At 44.3% G+C, this 20,617-nt stretch carries 24 protein-coding genes; 8 read left to right on the top strand and 16 right to left on the bottom strand.

The features are described from left to right. Positions 1–153: 153 nt before the first annotated feature. Positions 154–1,104, top strand: a complete 951-nt coding sequence (arcC, locus tag ACPW7N_RS22685) for a carbamate kinase (RefSeq protein WP_425653698.1) — start codon at positions 154–156, stop codon at positions 1,102–1,104. A 338-nt stretch (positions 1,105–1,442) separates the two neighbouring features. Here the strand turns inward: arcC and ACPW7N_RS22680 are convergent, their stop codons facing one another. From ACPW7N_RS22680 to ACPW7N_RS22650, 7 genes are all read right to left on the bottom strand, one after another. Continuing rightward, a complete protein-coding gene (locus ACPW7N_RS22680) occupies positions 1,443–2,036 on the bottom strand; it encodes a sulfite oxidase-like oxidoreductase (protein ID WP_425653697.1) in 594 nt (197 codons plus the stop codon). A 166-nt stretch (positions 2,037–2,202) separates the two neighbouring features. Then, on the bottom strand, positions 2,203–3,390 hold the full coding sequence (locus tag ACPW7N_RS22675) for an ABC transporter permease (protein ID WP_425653696.1): 1,188 nt from the start codon (positions 3,388–3,390) through the stop codon (positions 2,203–2,205). Continuing rightward, on the bottom strand, positions 3,387–4,106 hold the full coding sequence (locus ACPW7N_RS22670) for an ABC transporter ATP-binding protein (protein WP_425653694.1): 720 nt from the start codon (positions 4,104–4,106) through the stop codon (positions 3,387–3,389). The genes ACPW7N_RS22675 and ACPW7N_RS22670 overlap by 4 nt, the downstream gene beginning before the upstream one ends. Positions 4,107–4,116: 10 nt before the next feature. Further along, positions 4,117–5,391, bottom strand: a complete 1,275-nt coding sequence (locus tag ACPW7N_RS22665; protein ID WP_425653693.1) for an efflux RND transporter periplasmic adaptor subunit — start codon at positions 5,389–5,391, stop codon at positions 4,117–4,119. A gap of 159 nt (positions 5,392–5,550) precedes the next feature. Continuing rightward, a complete protein-coding gene (locus tag ACPW7N_RS22660) occupies positions 5,551–5,988 on the bottom strand; it encodes a CoA-binding protein (protein ID WP_425653692.1) in 438 nt (145 codons plus the stop codon). Between the two features lie 16 nt (positions 5,989–6,004). Then, positions 6,005–7,498 (bottom strand): leucyl aminopeptidase, encoded by a 1,494-nt coding sequence (locus tag ACPW7N_RS22655; protein ID WP_425653691.1) that lies wholly within the window; start codon positions 7,496–7,498, stop codon positions 6,005–6,007. Between the two features lie 139 nt (positions 7,499–7,637). After that, positions 7,638–8,012: a DUF309 domain-containing protein gene (locus ACPW7N_RS22650; RefSeq protein ID WP_425653703.1), complete on the bottom strand. Its 375-nt coding sequence runs from the start codon at positions 8,010–8,012 to the stop codon at positions 7,638–7,640. A 167-nt stretch (positions 8,013–8,179) separates the two neighbouring features. Here ACPW7N_RS22650 and ACPW7N_RS22645 point away from each other — a divergent pair, with 167 nt between their 5' ends. Both ACPW7N_RS22645 and ACPW7N_RS22640 read left to right on the top strand, forming a co-directional pair. Beyond that, entirely contained in the window at positions 8,180–8,659 is a 480-nt protein-coding gene (locus tag ACPW7N_RS22645; RefSeq protein WP_425653690.1) for a divergent PAP2 family protein, read from the top strand. A gap of 18 nt (positions 8,660–8,677) precedes the next feature. After that, positions 8,678–9,481, top strand: coding sequence for a cobalamin-binding protein (locus ACPW7N_RS22640; RefSeq protein WP_425653689.1), 804 nt, complete (start codon positions 8,678–8,680; stop codon positions 9,479–9,481). A gap of 30 nt (positions 9,482–9,511) precedes the next feature. On the opposite strand, the gene ACPW7N_RS22635 is transcribed toward ACPW7N_RS22640, so the two are convergent. After that, positions 9,512–10,135, bottom strand: a complete 624-nt coding sequence (locus ACPW7N_RS22635; protein WP_425653687.1) for a 3D domain-containing protein — start codon at positions 10,133–10,135, stop codon at positions 9,512–9,514. 186 nt (positions 10,136–10,321) lie between these two features. On the opposite strand from ACPW7N_RS22635, the gene ACPW7N_RS22630 reads away from it, so the two are divergent. Continuing rightward, positions 10,322–10,495 carry a hypothetical protein gene (locus ACPW7N_RS22630; protein WP_425653686.1) on the top strand — a complete coding sequence of 58 codons (174 nt, stop codon included), beginning with the start codon at positions 10,322–10,324 and terminating at the stop codon, positions 10,493–10,495. A 147-nt stretch (positions 10,496–10,642) separates the two neighbouring features. Here ACPW7N_RS22630 and ACPW7N_RS22625 read toward each other — a convergent pair whose 3' ends face one another. Next, complete coding sequence (locus ACPW7N_RS22625) at positions 10,643–12,229, bottom strand: M4 family metallopeptidase (RefSeq protein WP_425653685.1); 1,587 nt, start codon at positions 12,227–12,229, stop codon at positions 10,643–10,645. Between the two features lie 210 nt (positions 12,230–12,439). Continuing rightward, complete coding sequence (locus ACPW7N_RS22620; RefSeq protein ID WP_425653684.1) at positions 12,440–12,700, bottom strand: YuiB family protein; 261 nt, start codon at positions 12,698–12,700, stop codon at positions 12,440–12,442. Positions 12,701–12,912: 212 nt separating this feature from the next. On the opposite strand from ACPW7N_RS22620, the gene hemQ reads away from it, so the two are divergent. Continuing rightward, a complete protein-coding gene (gene hemQ, locus ACPW7N_RS22615; protein WP_425653683.1) occupies positions 12,913–13,659 on the top strand; it encodes a hydrogen peroxide-dependent heme synthase in 747 nt (248 codons plus the stop codon). 64 nt (positions 13,660–13,723) lie between these two features. On the opposite strand, the gene ACPW7N_RS22610 is transcribed toward hemQ, so the two are convergent. The 4 genes from ACPW7N_RS22610 to ACPW7N_RS22595 form a co-directional block, all read right to left on the bottom strand. After that, the gene (locus ACPW7N_RS22610; RefSeq protein WP_425653682.1) at positions 13,724–13,885 is read right to left on the bottom strand and encodes a YuiA family protein; all 162 of its coding nucleotides are present in this window, start codon (positions 13,883–13,885) and stop codon (positions 13,724–13,726) included. A 207-nt stretch (positions 13,886–14,092) separates the two neighbouring features. Beyond that, positions 14,093–14,578 (bottom strand): NUDIX domain-containing protein, encoded by a 486-nt coding sequence (locus tag ACPW7N_RS22605; protein ID WP_425653681.1) that lies wholly within the window; start codon positions 14,576–14,578, stop codon positions 14,093–14,095. Between the two features lie 71 nt (positions 14,579–14,649). Then, on the bottom strand, positions 14,650–14,904 hold the full coding sequence (locus ACPW7N_RS22600) for a hypothetical protein (RefSeq protein WP_425653680.1): 255 nt from the start codon (positions 14,902–14,904) through the stop codon (positions 14,650–14,652). Positions 14,905–14,919: 15 nt separating this feature from the next. After that, entirely contained in the window at positions 14,920–16,110 is a 1,191-nt protein-coding gene (locus tag ACPW7N_RS22595; protein WP_425653679.1) for an NAD(P)/FAD-dependent oxidoreductase, read from the bottom strand. A 441-nt stretch (positions 16,111–16,551) separates the two neighbouring features. Here ACPW7N_RS22595 and ACPW7N_RS22590 point away from each other — a divergent pair, with 441 nt between their 5' ends. Then, complete coding sequence (locus ACPW7N_RS22590) at positions 16,552–17,565, top strand: NAD(P)/FAD-dependent oxidoreductase (protein ID WP_425653678.1); 1,014 nt, start codon at positions 16,552–16,554, stop codon at positions 17,563–17,565. A gap of 103 nt (positions 17,566–17,668) precedes the next feature. Here ACPW7N_RS22590 and ACPW7N_RS22585 read toward each other — a convergent pair whose 3' ends face one another. Both ACPW7N_RS22585 and ACPW7N_RS22580 read right to left on the bottom strand, forming a co-directional pair. Next, a complete protein-coding gene (locus tag ACPW7N_RS22585) occupies positions 17,669–17,944 on the bottom strand; it encodes a hypothetical protein (protein WP_425653677.1) in 276 nt (91 codons plus the stop codon). Positions 17,945–18,029: 85 nt separating this feature from the next. Beyond that, positions 18,030–18,554: a hypothetical protein gene (locus tag ACPW7N_RS22580; protein ID WP_425653676.1), complete on the bottom strand. Its 525-nt coding sequence runs from the start codon at positions 18,552–18,554 to the stop codon at positions 18,030–18,032. 157 nt (positions 18,555–18,711) lie between these two features. Here ACPW7N_RS22580 and ACPW7N_RS22575 point away from each other — a divergent pair, with 157 nt between their 5' ends. Then, positions 18,712–19,314, top strand: coding sequence for a TetR/AcrR family transcriptional regulator (locus ACPW7N_RS22575; protein WP_425653675.1), 603 nt, complete (start codon positions 18,712–18,714; stop codon positions 19,312–19,314). A gap of 24 nt (positions 19,315–19,338) precedes the next feature. Next, the gene (locus ACPW7N_RS22570) at positions 19,339–20,610 is read left to right on the top strand and encodes an MFS transporter (RefSeq protein ID WP_425653674.1); all 1,272 of its coding nucleotides are present in this window, start codon (positions 19,339–19,341) and stop codon (positions 20,608–20,610) included. The last annotated feature ends 7 nt before the right edge of the window (positions 20,611–20,617 follow it).

Here is a 20,617-nt window from a genome sequence, read left to right as displayed (position 1 = left end):
CTTACAGGAGACCCTTTTATACATTATTTCATTCAAGCTACTGAATCGGACTATCTCATTTTGCGCGTCGCGTTTTCTCATTTTGCGCGTCCGCATACATCTATCATTCGCTAAACATTGAGAAAGTCTTTATTTAGAAGGAGCGGAACAGGAATGAATAATAAGATGTCTGTTGTAGCTATTGGGGGAAATTCCTTAATTAAGGATAATAAGAAAATCAGCATTCTCGATCAATTAGAAGCCGTTCGTGAAACTTGTTCTAACATTGCAGAGTTGGTATCTGCTGGCTGGGATGTTGTTATTACTCACGGAAACGGTCCCCAGGTTGGCTTTATTATGAGAAGAAATGAAATAGCTGCAGGAGAGATCCCTCCTGAACCACTTGAAATAGCAGTTGCAGATACTCAAGGTGCAATTGGTAGTATGATTCAACAAGCATTACTAAATGAATTTCGCAAAAGACAAATCAATAAACAAGTGATCGTTGTTATTACACAGGTATTAGTTGATTCGGAAGATCCGGCATTCCATAACCCTACTAAGCCAATTGGTAGTTTTTTGACACGCGAAGAAGCGGAACAGTTGCAAAAGGAAAACGGGATGAGTTTTGTCGAGGATGCTGGCCGAGGTTGGCGAAGAGTGGTTCCTTCTCCTGATCCTAAAAAGATTATTGAGATCGATGCCATTCATGATCTTGTTAAGAAAGGCTATGTTGTTGTTTGTGTTGGTGGAGGAGGAATTCCTGTTATTGAAAAAGAAAGTACCTATGAAAGTGTATCAGCAGTAATTGACAAGGATTATGCATCCGCCTTATTAGCACGTGATCTCAGAGCTGATGCGTTTATTGTAACAACGGGCGTAAATCGAGTATCCTTACACTTTGGTACACCTGAAGAATATGAACTTGCTCAAATGACAACGGATGAGGCAAAAACATATTTGGAGGAAGGGCATTTTCCAGCAGGCAGTATGGGGCCAAAAATTGAGGCGATTTTACGATATTTAGATGGCTATAATGGGCAGGGAATTATTACTTCTCCAGGTTATTTAGTGGAATCAGTCTCTGGCGAATCTGGTACATCAATTTATTCTGTAGCACAATAATCCTGGATTTCTCCTTTTAGAGAGAGGAATTCTTCCAACTTTAACGAGGGAGCAGGAAGATTCAATGACTGCATTATCATCGCATTTATCCTTACGGGACATGCTAGTGATAATGCTTTTTTCTTCCGCTCTTTGTTCACTATTAATGGATTTATTTGTTGAAAAGAGCCATGAGGCAGATGCTGTTTTATGCTTTGTTAACTCCTTTATTGCTCTTGAGGTTACCAGATTAAGGCCATTAAGCACAAAACTTAATGGCCTTACTGTTTTAATCCATACAACTAATTTTCACAAAACACTATTCCCTAGCACACTTGAAAGTTCCTGTTAATATCCGACTAATCCCAAGCAAAACGCTGTTCCTTGAAGGGATCACCATACATATGATACCCATTCTTCTCCCAAAAACCTGGTTTATCTTTCTCCAAAAACTCAATCCCACGCACCCATTTCGCACTCTTCCAGAAGTAGAGATGCGGGATGACGAAGCGCAGCGGATAGCCATGATCCGGTGTGAGCGGCTGCCCGTTGTGCTTGAAGGCGAAGAGATTTCCTGCCGTGAGGAAATCTGTTAGCGGCATGTTGGCCGTCCAGCCATGCTCGGCGTGCAGCAAGACGTACTTTGCTTCCGCTTTCACACCAGCCAGCTTGACGAGTTCTTCTACAGGGACACCTTCCCATTCATTATCCAGCTTCGACCAACCTGTTACACAGTGGATGTCGTTTGTTACCTGAGCGGTTGGCAGCTGCTGCATTTGCCCGTAGGAAAGGGTGATCTCTTTATCCACCAGACCGAAAATCCGAAAGTCCCATTTGGACAGATCATCATAGACAGGAACTTCTCCATAATGCAGAACAGGGAATCCCGTCGTCAATTTCTGATTGGGAGGTACACGATTTGCGTCTGCTGCTGACTCTTTATTCGTAAACATGGTTGAGTGCTCCTTTCCAAACCTTCCTTATTATGCCCAAACGGATCATCTATCCCTTTTTCTTATCATACTTATCTGGATGGCGCAAGGTACGGAGCACATCGCACCACATCAATGACAAACAGCCCAAGCAGATGTCCGGGGCTGTTTGTTTTGACGATTTGGCTTATTCATAACGAAGCGCTTCGATTGGATCGAGCTTGGCAGCTTTATTGGCCGGATAGAGCCCAAAGAAAATACCGATTGCGCTGGAGAAGCCGAAAGCGAGAAAGACGCTGTCCCATGCCAGAAACGGCGGAAGATTGGCGAATTTGGCTATGATCGCAGCCAGGCCAATTCCCAAGAGTACGCCGACCGCTCCCCCAATCAGACAGACGATCACCGATTCAATCAAGAACTGAATCAGGATGTCCCTTCGCTGGGCGCCCAGTGCTTTGCGGATGCCGATCTCCCGTGTACGCTCCGTAACCGAAACCAGCATGATGTTCATTACCCCGATCCCGCCGACAAACAGTGAGATACCTGCGATTACGCTAAACACCAAAGTCAGCATGTCTGTCATCTGGTTGAACTGGGAAACTTCCTGCTGCAAACTGCGCACCATGTAGTGGTCTTTATGTCCATGTTTGCGATTCAAGTAGTTCTTTGTCTGCTGTGAAGCCTGATCAACCGTTTCCTTGGAGCTTGCTTTTCCCAGGAAGCTAGAGACGTACGGTTCTTCCATAAATGTCTGGTGGAAGCGGATCGGGATGTACGCCGTTCCACTTTGACTCATATCAAAACGAAACTTGTCTTCCTGTACAACACCGATTACAACTACCGAGGTATTGTACATGCGTACACGCTTGCCGACTGGATTTTGATTCTTGAACAATGCCTTGGCCGTCTGAGCATCCAATACAACGACAGAACGCTTCTCGATGTCGTCATCCCTGCTGAGAAAGCGCCCTTTGACAAGCCTGATGTTGGACTGAATGTCAAGATAATCGGCTCCTGTAGCAATGATGTGGGTGCGTTCCGATTTTTTGGGTCCTTGAATATCTGCATTCCCGTAGTTGAGTGGAACCATTTTCTCTATGAAAGAACTTGCTTTGGTAAGAATCTCGGTATCTTCTATCGTCAAATCCTGGTTCTTGTACTCTTCCTTGCTATTCCAATCCACTATGACGTTAAAGGAGCTGGCCCCAAACTTTTCGATCTCTTTCACAATGGCCTGCTGCCCACCCTCGCCAAGCGTATTTACCGCAATAACCGAGGTAATCCCAATGATAATCCCAAGCATCGTAAGGCCGGAGCGCATTTTGTTTGCCCATATCCCGTCGATGGCAATGCGAAAGCTTTCTAGCAGATTCATGTGACGAACACCTCTTCCGATCGCGTGGCAAAAAGCCTCTCCTGCACACGCTCGTCACTAATCACCCTGCCATCCCGGAAGGTAATGATGCGCTCCGCATGCTGGGCAATGTCGGATTCATGTGTGACAAGAATGATGGTTACACCCTGTGCGTGCAATTCTTGAAAGATTGCCATGATTTCCACACTCGAGCGGCTGTCCAGATTCCCTGTCGGCTCGTCGGCCAGGATAATCGCCGGCTGATTCACCAAGGCACGGGCGATGGCAACACGCTGCTTTTGCCCCCCGGACAACTGGGGAGGTTTATGATGAATACGTTCGGCTAATCCGACACGCTCCAAAGCGGCAAGTGCTCGCTTCTTGCGCTCCCCTCGTGAGTGCCCGGCATAGATCATGGGCAATTCCACATTTTGCAAGGCAGAAGAGCGTGGTAATAAATTAAACGCTTGAAACACAAAGCCGATTTTCCGGTTGCGAACGTCTGCCAGCTTTTTGTCACTGCATTCCGTAATCTCAATGTCATCCAACCGATAATGGCCGGAGGTTGGCCGATCAAGACACCCCAAGATATTCATGAAAGTAGATTTCCCTGAGCCCGATGGCCCCATAATAGCAACAAATTCTCCCGCTTCGACGACAAGTGAAACATCTTTGAGAATTTGCAGTTCTGTACCGCTGTTGGTGAATGATTTGGTAATCCCCTCAAGCTGTAGCATAAGAGTCCCCCTACATCATCCCTGGCATTTCGCCTGGGGAATTGACGACAGGATCATTTTCTTTGAGAAATTCAGGAGGATTGGTGATAATCTCTTGACCAGACGTTACACCTTCGATGATTTGCGTGAACAACTCATTTTCCATACCGATTTTCACTTTTTTCTTTTTGGCAATGCCGTTTTCAGAAATCCACACGAAGGTTGAGCCGTCCTGTTCCTGTTGGATGGCTTCAATCGGCACTTGTAATGCGTTGGCAAATTTCTCGCTGATAATATTGATATCCACATGGTAGCCTGGTTTTAAATCCGTTGATCGCTCCAAAAGCTCCATCGTTACCTTGACTCGTGTCTGTTCTCCTTGACCAGAGCTGTTCTGGGTAGTGACAGCGATTGGGGAAATTCTTGCTACCTTTGCTTTCAAGGTCGTTTTTCCAAGCGAACTGCCACTGACTACAGCTTCGTGACCGACCTTGATCTTGTGCACATCGGATTCATTCACTTCCGCTTCTACGATCATATCCTGCAGATTGCCAATCGTGAAAATCTCTGTCCCTTTGTTAACATGCTGCCCGTTCTTTGCATCGAGCTTCAGGATCGTGCCATCTGCCGGGGCGAGCAGCACGCTTTCCCGCCGCTCTTTTTCCCAGTTTGCCTTCTCTGTCAGCAATTGATTGATCTGCGCCTGGATGGACTGTACATCTTCCTTGCGTGGCCCTTTTTGCTTCAGGGCTAGTCCCTGTTTTGCCACTTGTAAATTGGATGTGGCTGTTGCGAGTGCATCCTTTGCCTTATCCAGCTCTTGTGCGGTAACGGCTCCCGAAGCAAAGAGCTGCTCAATCCGATTGAGCTCCGTCTGTGCTGCCTGGACATTCAACTGCTCCTGCTTGATTCGCTCCTGCTGTTGGGCAATCTCTTCTGGTTCCTCGCCGCTTTTTGTTTTTGCCAAGTTGGCTTTTTGCACTTCGATTTGTGCTTCAAGCCCCAAAATTTTGTTGTCCACGTCCGAAGTATCGATTTTCCCCACTGGTTGTCCTTTTTTTACCGTGAAGCCTTCTTTTACGGTAAATTCTCGCAGGATTCCGTTGCTGTTGGCGTACAGTGTGATTTCTTCATTTACCATTGCTTTTCCGGAAGTTAATATCTCATTTTGCAGGTTTCCCTGGGTGACTGAAGCGATCATGACTGGCATTGACGCCGTTTGACTGGTTCTCGTCATCAGATAGCCTCCTGTGCCGAGCGCCAAGACGAGTATGGCTCCGCCGATTATCCACCAGCGTTTGCGCATGGATGAAAACCCCTTTCTTGTCTCTTGTATCCACCTTAAGTGTTACGTTCGAAATCAAGGAAAGGTTACAAACAATTCCATAAAAAAAGCTCCTGCGCACAATCTCCACAGGAACTTCATTCTTTTTTCACTATTACTTGTTTTCCTTTGCCAAGCTGGTTAGGAACGCACGGGTCTCAATACAGCATGCAGCACTTTGATGCAAGCATCCATCACTACGTTCATACCGTGTTCCTTGGCTAATTCTCCTGCCTGCTCATTCACAATTCCTTGCTGCAGCCACAGAACTTTGGGAGTCGGTGTGACCTTCACTGCATCTTCAGCCACAGGCAATACCTCTTCACTGCGACGGAAAACATTTACGATGTCGATTGGCTCTTCAATCTCACTTAAAGACGCTTTCACCGTCTCACCCAGAACTGTTTTACCTGCAATCAACGGATTAACAGGAATAATCCGATAGCCTGCTCGTTGCATCGCCTCAGCGATCAGATAGCTGGTTCTCTCTGGCTTATCCGAACAACCGACAACGGCAATTGTTTTCGCATCGGCCAGCATTTGACGAAGAACATCATCACTCGGGTTTTGAAAAGACATACACGACACCTCCGATTTATTTTCCTCGATTCAAGACAAATTGCGCAATGGATCTGGTCATGGCACCGGTTGCACCTGCGGGATTTAAATCCGTTCCAGAACCAACGTAAGCTGTCCCTGCATTATCCAGATGGACCCAAGGTGTATCCCCTACGAATGCCTCAAGGAATACGCCCGCAATGATAGCATGACCATTTCGACCGCCTGAATTCTTCAGGTCAGCGACACGACTCTTGTTTAATTCACGATATTCCTCAAATGTAGGAAGCTGCCACAGTCTCTCTCCAGCCTGTTCTGCACCTGCCAGGACTTCCAGCACCAACTGTTGATTGTTGCTCATCGCTCCAGAGGAAATCGTGCCGAGCGCAACGACAACACCACCAGTCAATGTAGCACAATCAATCAGGCAGCTTACTCCCTGTTCTTTGGCATACGTGATACAATCTGCCAATACGAGGCGTCCCTCTGCATCAGTTGTGATGATTTCGACTGTTTTCTTGCTCATCGTGGTAATGACGTCACCCGGTTTGTACGCTGTACCCGACGGCATATTTTCTACGCAACCGATCACGACAAGTACATTCGCCTTTGGCTTCATCTGACCAATGGCCTCCAATGCGCCGAGTACAGAAGCGGAACCACCCATATCGGATTTCATTTCTTCCATGCCCGCAACCGGTTTGATCGAAATACCGCCCGTATCGAAAGTAACGCCTTTTCCAATGAGACCGATTACGTCATCCCAGGTTTCTTTCCCTTGGTACTTGACTGCCACTACATACGGAGGCTCAACACTTCCCTGTGCAACAGACAGTACACCGCCCATGCCCAGTTCTTTCAGTTTGGCCTGCTCTAACACCTCATAGCTCATGCTGTATTTTTCAGCAACTTCGACAATTGCATCTTTTAGTGCACTTGGTGTTAAGTAGTTAGCTGGTGTATTGACCAGATCACGTGCAAGCACAGTTCCTGTTGACAAAGCGGTTCCAATGGCTGACCCAGAAGCGGCTGCTTCCCAATCCTTTTCTTTTACAAGCAATTGGATGTTCTTCAGGCTTTTCTTTTTACCAGGTTTTTCCCGATAACCTTCGTATGTATAACTTGCCAGATAAAAAGCCTCTGCAGCAGCCTGCACAAACCGTTCTAACGAAAACGTGGACGGCTCAATCAGCACTAAACCAATCGTTTTGTCTTCCCCTTTTGCCGCTATCGTCTTGACCGCACGAGCAAAAGCATTGCGTACACTTACAAATGTGCTCGCATCTTTCTCCCCCAAGCCAAGGATGATCACTTTTTTCGCAGCTACTTTTCCTAACGCATGTACGACTGTTACCTGATTTTGTTCTCCTGTGATTTCTTCCTCTTGGATCAGATGTTTCAAACCACCCTGCAACAGGGTATCAACAATTTGGATGTACTCATTTTCCAGCTCATTCTTGAAGACGGGAATCACTAACTCATCACATTGAAACTTTGCCAAATCCTCTGGGTATCGAACCAGTTGAATCATTTCACTCTTCCTTCTTTCTCCGAACTACGTTACCATAGTACTTATTCTTCTGTGAAAAACGTCTTGACGTTTTTCATAAAAGTGGATGTGACCGCTTGCGGGCAACACGTTTCAGTCCCCCGATGAGAGGGGAAAACGGTCATGACCGTTTTGTTATATGTAGATTTATGTATGGAAATGTGAGGTTCTTCACTTCATCTAGTGAGACGGAATCAACAGGCGGCAACACTTCCAGGCACTGATTGATATAGGCAATGATCGGGTCAAGCTCCAATCCCCAACAGACCGGCAGATAACGGGTCAAGTAATTGCGGGCGCTGGTAAACATCCACCTGGCACCTTTGATATTGCCACATTCAAAGTGATAAATACCTACTGCGAGTTGCAAAAGTCCTTGCAAGAATTTATTGCTTTTTTGCTCTAGCCAGATCTCTTCCAAGAGGTCGTGGCACTCGTAGTATTCACCCTGATTAAACCGCTCAAAGAAGAGATAATATTGCTCTGGGTATTGCATCACCATTCCGTTTTCCTTCGCCTCCCATTTCTACTTATGATACCATACAAATGAAAAAGTGGTGAACGCAAGCTGTATGCCATCATTACGCAAACTTTACGGATGATCTATTCCTCATTCTGCTAAAATATATGGTAAGCCTTCTCTGGAAAGGAACGATCTGTGATATGGCTGAAATTTTGGGGAATTTTCCATTATGGGCTGCATTGGTAGCCATCGGTCTCGCCCAATTTATCAAGATACCCCTCAATTTGATTGCAACAAAAACCTGGAATTGGGCCCTGTTGTTTAGTACAGGCGGGATGCCAAGTTCTCATTCTTCTGCTGTTACTGCCTTGTCTACCGCCGTTGGTATTCAAGAGGGTTTCCACAGCACAGCTTTTGCCATATCGGCAATTATCGGGATTATTGTCATGTTTGATGCTGCTGGAGTACGTAGACATGCAGGCATGCAAGCAGTCGTACTAAACAAGCTGGTTGATGAATTCAATCATCTGTTGGAAGGCATGAAAACCTTTAAAGTGAAACCCAATCATGAGAAAGCTCAAAAGTTGAAGGAGCTTCTCGGACATCAGCCCATTGAGGTTTTGATTGGAGGATGGCTTGGCGTCCTGATCGCCTTGGTCATGTACTGGTTTAATAAATAAGTTCAGGGAGGGCCAACGATGCGAATTGTCTCCATTTGCCCGAGCAACACAGAAATCCTGCATTACATGGGGTTAGGTGAGCAAATTGTTGGTATCGATGATCACTCTGACTGGCCACAAGAGCTGCAGCACCTCCCTCGAGTTGGACCCGATTTGCAAATACAAATAGAGAAAGTGATGGAGTTACAGCCTGATTTGGTGGTTGCCTCTTTAAGTGTGCCTGGGATGGAACAAAACATTGAACAACTGCTTCACCACAACATCCCCCACATCGTATTGAATCCTTCCAGCGTCTATGATATTGCTGATGATATTCGCACGGTTGGTCGTGCTACGGGTAATGAAAACAACGCTTTGAAGCTGGCTGCCACGTTTTCCAATCGCTTGGAAGCCATTCGCTCACTTACCAAAAACATCACAGACCGACCACGCCTGTACTGGGAATGGTGGCCCAATCCGATTTACACGCCAGGCAAGAAGAATTGGCTCACCGATATTAGCGAATTGGCGGGTGCCGTCAACATTTTCGCTGACTATGATACAGACAACGTGAAAGCGACTCGTGAGATGGTGAGCGAACGCAACCCTGATCACATCTGTGTGGTTTGGTGTGGCATTCAATTAAAACGAATCAAGCGCACGATGATAACAGAACGTTCTGAATGGCAAAGTATTGAGGCAATTCAAAACGACAATGTACACATACTGGAAGAAGGCCTTTATTGTCGACCATCTCCCCGCATACTGGAAGGACTTGAACAATTAATTGACCTTATCCATCCACAATTGCATCAATCAACGGGAAAAAGAGACGTGGATTAACTCACGTCTCTTTTCTTATTGTCTAGCTATTTAGTTCATCGGTTGCGCCATAGCAGCAATTCCCTTGTCATTCAGTGCTTTCATGGTATATTCCGAGAGCTCGCCATTTCCCTTATGTACCAAAAATACATCGACAGTCCGTTTGCCCCATTTAGAATACACGTCTTTTTTCGTTTCGAAGTATAGATCGATCTTGTTGCCTCGAATGGCCCCGCCTTTATCCGCTACAACTCCATAGCCATAGCCCGGAATGTAAAGAATCGTGCCAATCGGGAAAACGCGCAAATCGGCTGCAATGGTTGAGTAAGCTGCTCTTCTGACTTTTACACCGGAGTACGTGATCCCGTAGGATGGATCATTGGGATTTTTGCCCGTGGACTCATATCCGGCATAATAACCAGTGGCAACCACACGAACCTTGGGAAACTGTCCTGAAGTTACATCGAACTCATCACTCTTGTCTATCATTTGGTTGATAGAGCTTGCTGAGACTGTTCGAGTTTTAATCGTTTTGCCACCTACCGTCTTTTCTTTCATGCCAAATGTGTTCTCTACGATCTTCGAGTCTATTAAATTATAAGAGAATCCGTCATCTGTAAACCCGAGAGAGAACATCAAAACTAGTAAAAAGCTTATATAAACCTTCCTATTCATCCTATTGAACCTCCTCTCATTTCTAGTAATGTCCAGAAACAGAGGTTTTATTCAAAAAAATACTAGATTTCATCTTCCACATTTTTCTATCTTTAGTTAAAAACAAGGATTACACACAAAATAGTCAGGATGAATTTGCCAGATAAAGGGCAGGATAAGAATAACTTCTTTAAAGGAGGAATGGATATGGAAGCAAATTTAACTACTGAGCAAGTCCAACATCGAATTCGTCAAATCCAGATGAATGGAGGAAGCCTTGCCAAAAAATCCGTGAAGACGTCAGACCCTGAACTGATGAGAAATGCTCTGTATTACTATCCATCTTGGGAGAATGCCATCAAAGCTGCCGAAGCTCATTAGTTCCTTCAACTCGAATAGGAAACACACCTTACATAATGTAGTCATGGAAGCAACGAACGTAAAACGAAATTAGCTACTGCGGGAATGGACACCAAAAAGGCAGGGAACAAATCCCCTGCCTTTTGATCGTTTATCACTTGTTATATTTTACTGAACACCCACTGCATCATAGGCTGCGTGAACGGCCCCAACTTCAGCAGAATTGCTTCCATACAGGTCAGTTGCTGCCTGCACAGCGGCACGTCTCATCAGAGAGAAGTTGGAATTTGAGGTCAAGTAATATACTAACGCTCTGTAATAAATTTTGCCCATTGCTTCCCGCCCAATTCCATTTACAGTAACTCCGTAATGAGTCCCACCTTCTGCCATCAGGTAGGCAGCCTTGTTGTTAATTCCGCTGTTGATGTGTACTCCTCCATTATCTTGGCTCCCTGTATAACGCTTGCTATAATGGTCAGGATCTCCGAATTCAGCAGGGTCTGACATTGAACGAAGCGCATCCCCATCGACATTTGGTGTATAGATATCATCGCCAATCAGCCAGTTCTTCCCTTGAATCAGATTTCCCATAATGTCTGACATAGACTCGTTTAATGCGCCTGACTCATATTGATAGATCAAGCCAGCCGTTTTTTCCGTTACAGCATGAGTTAATTCGTGCCCAACGACATCCAGGTCACCGGAGAGTGGAATAAAAGTAGTTCCGTCTCCATCACCATAGACCATTTGTACACCATTCCAGAAAGCATTGTTGTAATTGCGGCTATAATGCACGGTTGCTTTCAGTGCAGCTCCGTTGTTATCATAGCTGTTGCGATTGTAATTGGACTTGTAGTAGTCATAAACCATCATACCATGAGCATGAGCATCAACAGCGGCTCCGTCTGTCCAGTAGTTATCAGCGTCTGTAACCAGCGATCCTGGCAGTCTGGTACGAGTGTTTGCCGTGTACGTATAAATACCTTTTCCTCTCGATGAGTCAACCATTGTATATGACCCACCAGACTGGGAAGTTTCAAAGGTTTTTGTATCTCCAAGAACGCCTGTTCCAGTCGCTGTAATATGCTCAAGATTATCGAGTTTGAACAGGATGTCTCCATCCACCGCATCAACAAAATACTGCCATCGCCCAGGCTCTGGATCGACAAAGGCGAATTCTACCACATAAGCAAGATGAACATCACCTTTATATGGAACGATATATAATTCGGCCTTCGGCTTATTGTCAAATTCTTTTATTTTCCCGATATCATCTTCCAAGTCTTCCCGAGCAAGATCGAGTGCTTTTTTCGCTTTAATCTTCACTTCTTTTTTCAGGTTTTTCTCTTTATCCAATTCTGGAATGAACTGTCCAAAATACGAGGTGACATTTTCCTTTTCATTGAGATGGATGGTCTGATCAGCGCCAAACACCGGAATATCGTTATATGTTTGCTTTACACGGAAATGTCGGGTATCTGTTTCCTTGTCATACTGATCCGAGGTGATTTTGAAATGCTCTTTTACCTTACCCTTTATTTTAAATTGTTTTTTGTTGTCTTCTAAGTATGCCCATATAATCTCCTCGTCAGAAAGTCCCTTGGGTGCTTTCCACTCTTCCCCCATAAACTCGGGAGTTTTCCATTCCTCACTAAACTGGATGTCGCCTTTTTTTGCGAAGGCTGGCCCACCGCCTACAACTGCACTGAAGAGAAGTGATAATGAAATACCTGTGTAAACGACTTTTTTCTTCAACGTATTTCGTCCCCTTTACAAAATAATTGGTAACACAAACCAAATTTTACCAATTAGAAATTTTCTGTAAATCAGGCAAATTTCATAGAAGTAGTTACATATTTTTCCATATTTTTAACTATTTTTTATAATTCTAAATAATGCAACAAGTGAGAATATACCTATTGACACTTTTGGTTTTCAAAAAAAAAAGGATAGCTTCTGCTATCCTTAAAACATTCGATACCCTTTATTCCGAAGAAGCTGAATCGTCCAGCCGCTTAGAATTGAGCCAACGACGCCAAATGCAAGAATAATGACATCATAGATACCCGGAACAATTTGTTTGTAGATCAAGGAACCAACAATTACACCTAGCGATATCACAACTGGCAGCCAGGTAGTTCGCAAGATCATGTTAAGGATAAATCCAATCCCGAAAGCAAGGATGGAAAAAAGTAAGATGGAAATGACGAATTGAATAATGTTCATCTTGCCGTTTCAACCTCCGAAAAAATTCTCATTCTCTCAAGTCTACACAAAAAAATCAGGAAGAGCAATTTATGAACCTGTGATTTTTGTCATTGAAAAATTTAATAGTTGCAATCCCGTAAATAGATTACACTCGAAAACTGTGCTATATTAGGTAATGGCAATAACAATATAACACGAACTTTCGTACATCATAAAGGAGTGAATGAATCATGAGTGAAGCAGTAGCTACCTTGGAAGGTTGGTATTCCCTGCATGATTTCCGTGCAATCGATTGGCCCGCTTGGAAACAATTAAGCGTGGAAGAACGCACATTGGCAGTTAATGAATTACTTGATCTCCTTGATACATGGAAAGCAGTTCAAGATAAAAAAGAAGGCAGTACTTATCTTTACAGCATTGTAGGTCAAAAAGCAGACATCGCCTTTATGCATTTTCGCCCAACAATAGAAGAACTGAACGAGTTGGAGACGGCGTTCAATAAAACCCGTTTTGCTGACTTTACCATCCCTACATACTCTTATGTTTCTGTTGTTGAACTGAGCGGCTATATCGGCGGCCCTGGAGTAGATCCAAACACAGATCCAGGAATCCAGGCTCGTCTCAAGCCAATTTTGCCTCCGAAAAAGCATTTTTGCTTCTATCCAATGAACAAGAGACGCTCTGGCAATGATAACTGGTACATGTTAACCATGGAAGAGCGCCGTGAAATGATGAAGAGCCACGGGTTGATTGGTCGCAAATATGCGGAAACGATCAAACAAATTATCACTGGATCTGTTGGTTTAGATGATTGGGAGTGGGGCGTTACCCTCCTGTCTGATGACCCGCTGCAATTCAAAAAAATCGTTTATGAAATGCGCTTTGATGAAGTTAGTGCTCGCTTCGGTGAGTTCGGTTCCTTCTATGTAGGTAACCTGACTGACAAAGAATCCCTTGCGCGCATGCTCGAAGTATAAAAGTAAAGTGTAGTAAAATAAAACGACCGTAGCCCCTCACAGCTACGGTCGTTATCGATTAATGTTACTTTTTGGATGCGGCAACGATTGGTTGTATGCTTTCTTGTGAAGGAGTACCAGCCCCATCACAATTCGGGCAATCCTCTGTACCCCCAACAATCAGTTGAAAATATCCCTGGCCTTTGCAGTATGGACATGTTTCGGACTGGTTATGTCTACGACTCATGCTACTCTCTCCTTTCACATTCCCTCTGATTTTCATTTTACACCAATCTGGACTCTTAATTTCTTTATTTTCTGAATCTTTTGTGACTTGATCAATACTATAACAAATCTGAATCCAGTTGTGAAATGCTTTCTAGACAAAAATTCCGCAAAAAAACGAGATGTAAGCGTGTACATCTCGTTTTTTCTGACATTTCCGAAATTTTACTTAGTCTTTTGGCGCAAAGATCTTGTAGCTTGTATATCCAAACACAGGGTCAGGTGAATGTTCTCCTCCTAACAACGCATTTGCCTGATCAGGGATATGCGGTAAGATGATTCGCATGTATTCAGTAGAAAGTGGATCGACAATCAACTGCTTAATCGGTAAAAACGTCGCCACTTCAATCTCCCCCGGTTGTGGAGTTGGCTCACCACTTACGTAATCCATGACAAAAACGACCATGTTATCACTGATCTCATCTCGAATGACACCTGTACGGATCGCAACTACTTGTCTGATCTCCGCTTCAACACCCGTCTCTTCCATTACTTCCCTAATTGCAGCTTGATCAACCGTTTCCCCTGGTTCCACAAAACCTGCGGGAAACGACCACTTGCCTTTCAGACCGCCGTACGTTTTTTTGACGACAAGCGCTTCATCTCCCTTGATGACAATCCCCGCAGCAGCTAACCATACTTTTGATTTCTTCAAAATGCCACCTCCATCTACTACCATTTCCATTCCGTTTGAAGTCATCACCAGCCACGAAAAAGAGGACGATGCTAATCGTCCTCATCTTCATCCAACAGACCGTTGTCAATCATATAGCGAAGGTTTTCGCGATCGCGTTCTCGCCCTTTTTCCTTCAACCGCTCGATTGCCGGCTGAATCAAAATATCCACTTCTTTTTGGACGTGGTACGCCAGGTCATGACGACTTTGATCTTCGAGGAAAGAACCCACTTCCATTAAATTATGGTAGCGGTCCAACTCATCTCTGGTGAGCAATCCTCTTACTTGAACACTGCAATGGCGCATAAAGCATGCCCCTTACTATAATTTGGCTTTCTTCAATGCTAACCCTAATCCACCAATTTTGTAAAGATAGCGGAGGTCGCCTGCTTTTTTGAGCAGAGCTGCACTTGTTCCGAACACCTTTTTCTTGCCTACAAGACCGATTCCCTCGCCTTTGCCAAGTGAAGCAAGTGTTCCTTGCAGTGCTGGAACGAATGGCTGCAGATTGTCATTACGAATGATCGCGATCAGGTTCGAGCCGCAATTTTGCCCTTGCTGTACAGCGATTTGTGCTGTTGGTGGATATGGTCTGCCCTGGTCATTAAAGATTAGTGCGCAGTCACCCACGATAAACACATTGTCATGTCCAGGAGCATGCAAGTATTGGTCAACCTTGACACGACCACGCATTACTTCGAAACCGGATTGCTCGACGATTGCATTTCCACGCACCCCGCCCGTCCAGATCACGGTAGCAGACTTGATTTCTTCTCCTGTGGCAAGTACGACGCCATCTGGAGTACACTCTTTAATCGGTGTGCTGATTCTAAATTCAATTCCTTTACGAGCAAGTACATCCATTGCATAGTCAACCAGCTCCTGATCAAAGCCTGGAAGTGCTGATGGAGCAGCCTCAATATTGTAAATTTTGACTAATTCAGGATCTACATCAAATTCTTTGCACAATTCAGGAATACGGTCAGCCAATTCACCTGAGAATTCAACACCTGTGAAACCTGCGCCACCTACAACGAATGTGAGATAATCTGTGCGAGTTGGTTCCGTTTTGAACTTCGCAAACATATACTCTATATGTTCACGGATTTGACGCACTGCATTGATACTGCGAATGCTGAATGCATGCTCACGAAGACCGACGATACCGAATGTCTCCGGCTCACTTCCGAGCCCAATGACGAGGTAATCATAGGAAAGTACTTGACCGTCCTCCAAAGTAACCGTCTGCTCTTGTGGTTGAATACCGGCAACTGTTCCTTTGATAAAATTGATTTTATTTTTGTCGATAATGGTATCGAGATCTACACGTGCATGGTCAGCGGATGCTGTTCCTGCTGCTGGTTCATGAAGCCAAGTAGTAAGGTAGTGGTAATTATGCTTGTTTACCAAAGTTACTTCCGCTTCGTTATAATTTAACTTCTTTTGAAGTTCCAATGTGGTCAAAAGTCCTCCGTAACCTGCTCCCAAAACCAAAATTTTTGGTGTACTCATGTTGTATCCCTTCCTATACCGAATATTTGTGGGAACGCTGCTTGTTTGCGCTTTTTTTCACGTAAGTAGATATGTTTAATGTGCCCCTCTGCGTCCAAACTACGTTGCATAAGTTTTGGTTACTGGGAGGCTTGTGAAAAAATGCACAAACATCATCTCACTCAACCGCTTTGTTAGGTAGTTGTGCGACTTTGCAAGAATTGTGAACAAAAGTTCTTTTTTATTTTCTTTGTTCACAAAGCGTTCACATCTTTACCTTTATCATATGAGGACTGGTCAAATTTTGCAAGTGATTTTTATCACAGACTTTTTTGTCGATTGGTGTAAAACTTTTTTATGGTACGGGATGTTTTCCTTTTTTTCTTGTACAAGGATGTTTATAATAGGAAAGTGTGAAATGAGTCAAAAAGAATTCATATTTCTATTCGGAGGTGCAAGTTCGTGAGTTTCCTGAACAAAGACGAAGAAGTACGCGATCTAACAATTATTGGAGCTGGACCTGCTGGTCTATTTACTGCATTTTATGGCGGGATGAGACATGCAAGTGTAAAAATTATTGAAAGTATGCCGCAAATTGGTGGACAGCTTTCTGCTCTCTATCCTGAAAAATATATCTATGATGTAGCTGGATTCCCTAAAGTTCGTGCACAAGAACTTGTAGATGGATTGAAACAACAAATTTCCATGTTCAACCCAACAATTTGCACAGAGCAAAAAGTTGAAAACGTAACCAAAAACGATGAAGGCATCTTCGAGGTTACTACTGATAAAGGTGTTCACCTTTCCCGTGCAGTAGTTATTACCGCTGGTTGCGGCGCGTTCGAACCTCGTAAATTGGAACATCCAGATGCAGTGAAATACGAAAAATCCAACCTTCACTACTTCGTAACTGACCTCAATGCATTTGCTGGTCAAAAAGTACTTGTAGTTGGTGGTGGTGACTCCGCAGTTGACTGGGCACTCATGCTCGAGCCAATCGCAACAGAGGTTACTTTGACTCACCGTCGTGACAAATTCCGTGCTCACGAACACAGTGTAGAAACTTTGATGAACTCCAAAGTAAACGTTCTTACACCATGCGAAATCGCTGCTCTTCATGGCGAAGATCGCATTGAGCGTGTAACTTTGACTAACAACGTAACCAAAGAAGAAACAACTGTTGAAGTTGATGCAGTAATTGTAAACTTTGGTTTCATTTCTTCTCTCGGACCAATCAAAAACTGGGGCCTTGAATTGGAAAAAGGTTCTATCGTGGTTAACTCCAAAATGGAAACCAACATCCCTGGTATCTATGCGGCTGGCGACATCGCTACATACCCAGGTAAAGTAAAATTGATCGCTGTTGGCTTCGGTGAAGCTCCAACTGCGGTGAACAATGCCATGTCCTACATCTACCCAGATGCAAAAGTACAACCACACCATTCCTCCAGCATGGATTTTGGTGGTTCCAAGTAATCTCACGTTTTTTGCACACAACACCCTCCCTACCCCAGGTGAGGGTGTTTTTGTGTCCTCTCTTCCCGTGACGGGGCTTCGGCTTGTGCATATTCCGAACGGCTCAGGCGCAAAGTAGGTATGTGGGGTGATTCATATGCAATTCATCTGTCCCGTCTGCAATGGTTTTACCAGACTTCAGGTATCCTGCTCGTCCTGTCAGCACACAATTGATGATGCAGGCAGACTTGCCGACTACTTCGGTGATTATAGTCCTTACCTTGAAATTGACGATTCCAAGCTGTCCAATGGTTTCATGGATCTGTCCAACCATGAGTGCATTCATGTCGGATGGTGCCCTCACTGTCGCAGGGAACAGCTTGTTTTTGTCTCTGAGCAAACTCCTGCTGAAATATTCCTGTCGAGTTAAGTCGATTTAGGGAAAGTAAAAGGACGTGAGAAATTCTTCACGTCCTTTACATGAATCAACCTTTTTTCTTCAGTTCTGCAATTTTATCAGTCATTCTTGCGTTTTTCTGCTTAGCCTGTTCCAACATTTTTGGAAGTACGGCCTTGATCCTCGTTGCATCCTGAGAGGTAATTGCCTCTGTGAATTCTGCGCAGAGTGCTTTTCTCTCTTCTCGAAGCTTACCAAGCTCTTCTTTGTGTGTCTTCATCCACTGCTTGTACTTCTCCTGTTTTTCCTTAGAAGAAATTTCACCTACCACAGATTTCATTTCTTTGTAAAGGCGATTACGCTCTGCGAACACATCCTTCCACTGCTGCGTTTGATCAGGTGTGTATTTCTCAGACAACAGTGTCACATACGTCTGAAAATGTACACCATGCATGATTCTCATTTTGTGGTGGTGACCGTCGTGTGAATGCTCTACTGCCTCACCAGAATTTTGCAAACGGGTAAAGCTTGTGTTGTCTGCATAAGCCAAGCCAGGAACCAAAAGCATAGTCGCAACAGCCGCTGCGAGCCATTTACTTTTCCATTTCAACATACTGATCCTTCCTCCTTTTAACAGTTCTCATTTTTACTGTTCCCATTCACGGAAAAATAATGAACAAAAAATGCGTGGAATTGGGGCTATACAAAGTTTCTAATTTTTGTTATTTTATGATTGATCGATCAATCAAGTATAAAACGAGGTGCCTCTTATGCCACGAACGAAAGAACAAAACGAACACATCAGGCAAGAAAAACGAGCAAAAATTCTTCAAGAAGCCACTGTCCTCTTTGCAGCACACGGCCTTTCTCAGACAACAATCGCCATGGTCGCCAAATCGGCAAATATTAGCTTTGGAAGTGTATTTACCTACTTTCCTACCAAAGAAGAATTGTTTCAGGCTGTTGTTCTTGAACCATTGGATGAGTTAAAAACTACGTTATTTGAACGGACAGTACCAGCGGACACTCCCCTACTAGAAATAAAAAAACTGGTAAAACAGCAGGTCCGTATTTTCTCGGAACGAAAAGATTATCTCCGAATCGTTCAGTATGTGTTAGGGCAATCAGATCGCTTCCCTGATTTATTTGTAAAGCTGGATGAGTTTTTAAATTCGATTATTGCCTCTCTCGAACCACTGATCATTGCAGGCCAGGCCTCAGATGAATTAGAACCCATCGACCCGAAGCTGGTTGCGTTATCCTATTTCAGCTATCTCAACGGAATTCGCTTAACCATTAATGACTGTCCGGATAATACCATTTGGGATATGTATGTAGATCAAGGAGTGCGTCTGTTCGGTCCCAAACGATAACAAATCAGGAAGGGATTTGAGAGTATGAAATTCCGTGATTTTCATCCAAATATTAAAATCAGAATCGTTGTCCAGTTTTTCACCAATTTGGCAACCATGATGGTTGTTCCGTATTTGGCCATTTATTTTGCCTCTCGGGTTGGTGAAACCATCACTGGAATCATGTTTCTCACGGTTATTTGCTCAGGTGTTGCCGGAGGGTTTGTTGGGGGCTTTTACGGAGATCGTTTGGGCAGGAAAAAGCTGCTTGTAATATCTGAATGTTTTGTAGGAATAACTTATTTACTGATTGCGCTATCTAACTCATCCTGGTTCGAATCTATTCCAGTTACCTTTATCTTGTTTATTATCAACATGTTTTTTGTCGGGGTGTTTGCGCCCGCTTCCCAAGCAATGGTCATTGATGTAAGCGCCTCGGAAGAACGGAAGTATGTATTTGGCTTCATGTACTGGTCATTCAATCTGTCCCTTGCCTTGGGAGGGCTCATCGGTGCTTATTTATTTGAGACGTATCGCTTTGCATTGTTTTTAAGTGTTGCCATCATTTCTTTATTCTCGATGCTTACAACCATAATCTTCATCAGTGAAACTCACCAGCGCAATGAGAAAGCGACTCCTGCAACGGGAAGGGAAACTAATTTTGTAGGAACCTACAAGCAAGTCCTGCGAGACAAGGTTTTCCTGTTATTTGTCTTTGCCGGTATTCTTATTTCCTCTGTTGAGAATCAATTAACAAATTACATCGGCATTCGCTTGGCTAAAGAGCTGCCTGCTCAAGCCTTCTTGCCTTTTCAGGTGTTTCCGTTGGAAGTTGACGGGATGAGAATGCTGGGGATCCTGCGAACAGAGAACACGCTGTTGGTCGTTCTGTTCACAACCATTGTCACGGCCATTATGAAGCGCTATCACGATCGGAATGTTTTGACATGGGGAATATTCTTCTTTACGCTGGGCTTCATGGTGCTTGGCTTTAGTAATCAACCGTGGGTACTCCTGCTTGCCATGTTGGTCCTTTCGATTGGAGAGCTCATGTACATCCCGATCAAGCAAGCCATTCTCGGAGACATCCCTCCTACCCATTTGCGCAGCTCCTACATGGCTATTAACGGAATGACCCAATACATTGCCATGATGGTCGGAGCCGTAGGGATTACACTGGGCAGTTTTCTCTCTTCCTGGACGATGAGCCTGCTTTTTGCCGTGATGGGTTTTGGGGGTTTATTGTTGCTGCGCTCCGTTCTTCGAGAAGTGGCGGGACGGCGTAAGTTGAACAAGGAGCAGGAGATAAGCGCATAGACATGAG

The sequence above is a fragment of the Brevibacillus nigriterrae genome (assembly GCF_049846925.1).
In the GTDB taxonomy this organism is placed as follows: Bacteria; Bacillota; Bacilli; order Brevibacillales; family Brevibacillaceae; genus Brevibacillus_H.
This window is presented reverse-complemented; position numbering and strand designations above follow the sequence as displayed.